Source organism: Roseovarius sp., assembly GCF_018066915.1.
GTDB lineage: Bacteria > Pseudomonadota > Alphaproteobacteria > Rhodobacterales > Rhodobacteraceae > Roseovarius.
Map to the genome: position 1 here is coordinate 1 of NZ_JAGPVV010000324.1, position 2,695 is coordinate 2,695.

The window sequence follows — 2,695 nt, forward strand, 5'->3', positions numbered from 1 at the left end:
CTTTGGTCGCGGCAGGCGCGGGCCTCAGCCCAGTTCTGCGAGCCGTGCGAGCGCCGCGCGCAATTTGCCGTCTTCTTCTTCGCGCAGGGCAAGGTTCTCGCGCGCCTCGTCCACCACGTCTTCGGGGGCGGAGGCCACGAAATTGGGGTTGTTCAGCCGCCCACGCAGCCCACCCAATTCCTTTTCCAACTTGGCCAGCGTCTTTTCAAGCCGGGCCTTTTCCTCGGCCACGTCGATGATATCGGCCAGAGGCAGACCAAAGCTGCCGCCCTCCACCGCCACGGTGACGCACCCCTTGGGAAAGCTCTCCACATCGCTCAGGCTCTCGACCCGCGCCAGACGCTTGATCATCACCTCGTTGCGCGCCCATGCCCCGCGCCCGGCCTCGGTCAACTCCGTCACCAAGAGCGGCACATAGAGACCGGCAGGCACATGCATCTGCGCCCGCGCCGAACGGATCTGGTCAATCAGGGCAATCACCCAGTTCATCTCGCGGTCGGCCTCGGCGTCGATCAACTCGGCCCCATAGGTCGGCCAATCGCCATGCACGAGCATTTTGGACCGCGCACCCAGCGTGCCCCAGAGTTCCTCGGTCACGAAGGGCATGATCGGATGCAAGAGGATCAGACATTGGTCGATGACCCAGGCCATTGTCGCCTGTGTCTCGGCCTTGGTCGCGGCATCGCCATCCATCAACAGCGGCTTGGAAAACTCGACATACCAGTCGCAAACCGTGCCCCAGACAAAGGCATAAAGCGCATTGGCGGCATCGTTGAAGCGGAAGTTTTCCAGCGCCTCGTCAACGGCGGCCCGCGTCTTGGCGGTCTCGCCGATGATCCATTTGTTGACCGTGGCGGTCGGCGTGGGCACCGCCCCCGCGCTGCCCACCGCGCCATTCATCTCGGCAAAGCGCGCGGCATTCCACAGTTTGGTGGTGAAATTGCGATAGCCCGCGATGCGCTCTTTCGACAGCTTCAGATCGCGCCCCATGGCCGCCATCGACGTCAGCGTGAACCGCACGGCATCGGTGCCATACTCGTCAATCAGATCAAGCGGATCGAGGACGTTGCCCAAACTCTTGGACATCTTCTTGCCCTTCTCGTCGCGCACGAGAGCATGCACATAGACATGGGAGAACGGCTTTTGCCCGACCACGGCATATTGCATCATCATCATCCGGGCGACCCAGAAAAAGATGATGTCAAACCCGGTGATCAGAACCGAAGTCGGGAAATATTTCTGCAATTCTTGCGTGTTTTCCGGCCAGCCCAGCGTGCCGATGGGCCAGAGGCCCGACGAGAACCACGTATCGAGCACATCTGGGTCGCGCCAGACGGGATAGACCAGATGGGTGGGGTCCTGCGTGGCGGTGTAGTCGGCCAAGGCACTGGCCAATCGGTGCAGCGCCGCATCGCGGCTCTCGACTTCGACCACCTGCATGCTCGCCAGCGGCACCGGCAGGTCAGCCAGACGCTCGTGAAATGCCTCGGTGACACCCGCAACATCTGCGCCACATTCCATGAGCGGCCCCAGATGCCCCTCGTTCAAGAGGCGCAGCATTTCCACCAGATCCAGCGTGCCATCGCCCTCGTCATCATGGAAATCCGGCGCGCTGAGGTCGAACCCATACCACACCGGAATCTGATGCCCCCACCAGAGCTGCCGCGAGATGCACCAAGGCTCGATATTCTCCAGCCAGTGAAAATAGACCTTGCGGTCACTCTCGGGCAGGATCGTCACCTCGCCCGAACGCACGGCGTCCAGCGCCGGACCAACGATCTTGGCGGTATCGACGAACCATTGATCCGTCAGCATCGGCTCGATCACCACCTTGGAGCGGTCGCCAAAGGGCTGCATGATCGGTTTCGCCTCGACATAGGGGACCAAACCCCCCTCATCCTCGGGCTCGCCCCGAGTATCTCCCGCCTCCTGAGATCCTCGGGCAATGCCCGAGGATGACGCCGCCACCATCACCGCCAGCCCTTCGGCCGTGATCTCCTCGACGACCCGCTTGCGCGCCTCGAACCGATCCAGCCCGCGCAGATGGTCGGGGATGAGGTTGAGCGTATCAATCTCCTCGGGCGTAAACGCCGCCCCTTCCGCAATCTCCTGCGCCCGCGCCGCACAGTCCGCATAGGGCGCGCCATCGGCCCGCATCTGCGCGCGGGTGTCCATCAGCCGATACATCGGGATATTGTTGCGCGACGCGACACCATAATCGTTGAAATCATGCGCGCCGGTGATCTTGACCGCGCCCGAGCCGAAATTCGGATCGGGGTACTCATCCGTGATGATCGGAATAAGGCGGCGATGTTCCTTGGGCCCAACCGGAATCTCGCAGAGCATGCCCACGATGGGCGCATAGCGCGTGTCCGACGGATGCACCGCAACGGCCCCATCACCCAGCATGGTTTCAGGGCGGGTGGTGGCGATCGAAATGTAATCGCGCGTCTCGCGCAGGGTCACGTTGCCGTCGGCGTCCTTTTCGACATATTCATAGGTCTGCCCGCCTGCGAGCGGATATTTGAAATGCCACATATGGCCCGCAACCTCGATATTCTCAACCTCCAGATCGGAAATCGCGGTCTCGAAATGCGGGTCCCAATTGACCAGCCGCTTGCCGCGATAGATCAGGCCCTTGTGATACATATCGACAAAGACCTTGATCACCGCGTCATGGAAATTGCCCTCTTCC

At 61.7% G+C, this 2,695-nt stretch carries 1 protein-coding gene; it reads right to left on the reverse strand.

The genetic code is table 11. The annotated features are described in order from the left end of the window. Nucleotides 1–24: 24 nt before the first annotated feature. The coding region (locus tag KBT70_RS18250; RefSeq protein WP_296637543.1) for a valine--tRNA ligase at nt 25–2,695 on the reverse strand (2,671 nt) is incomplete at its 5' end.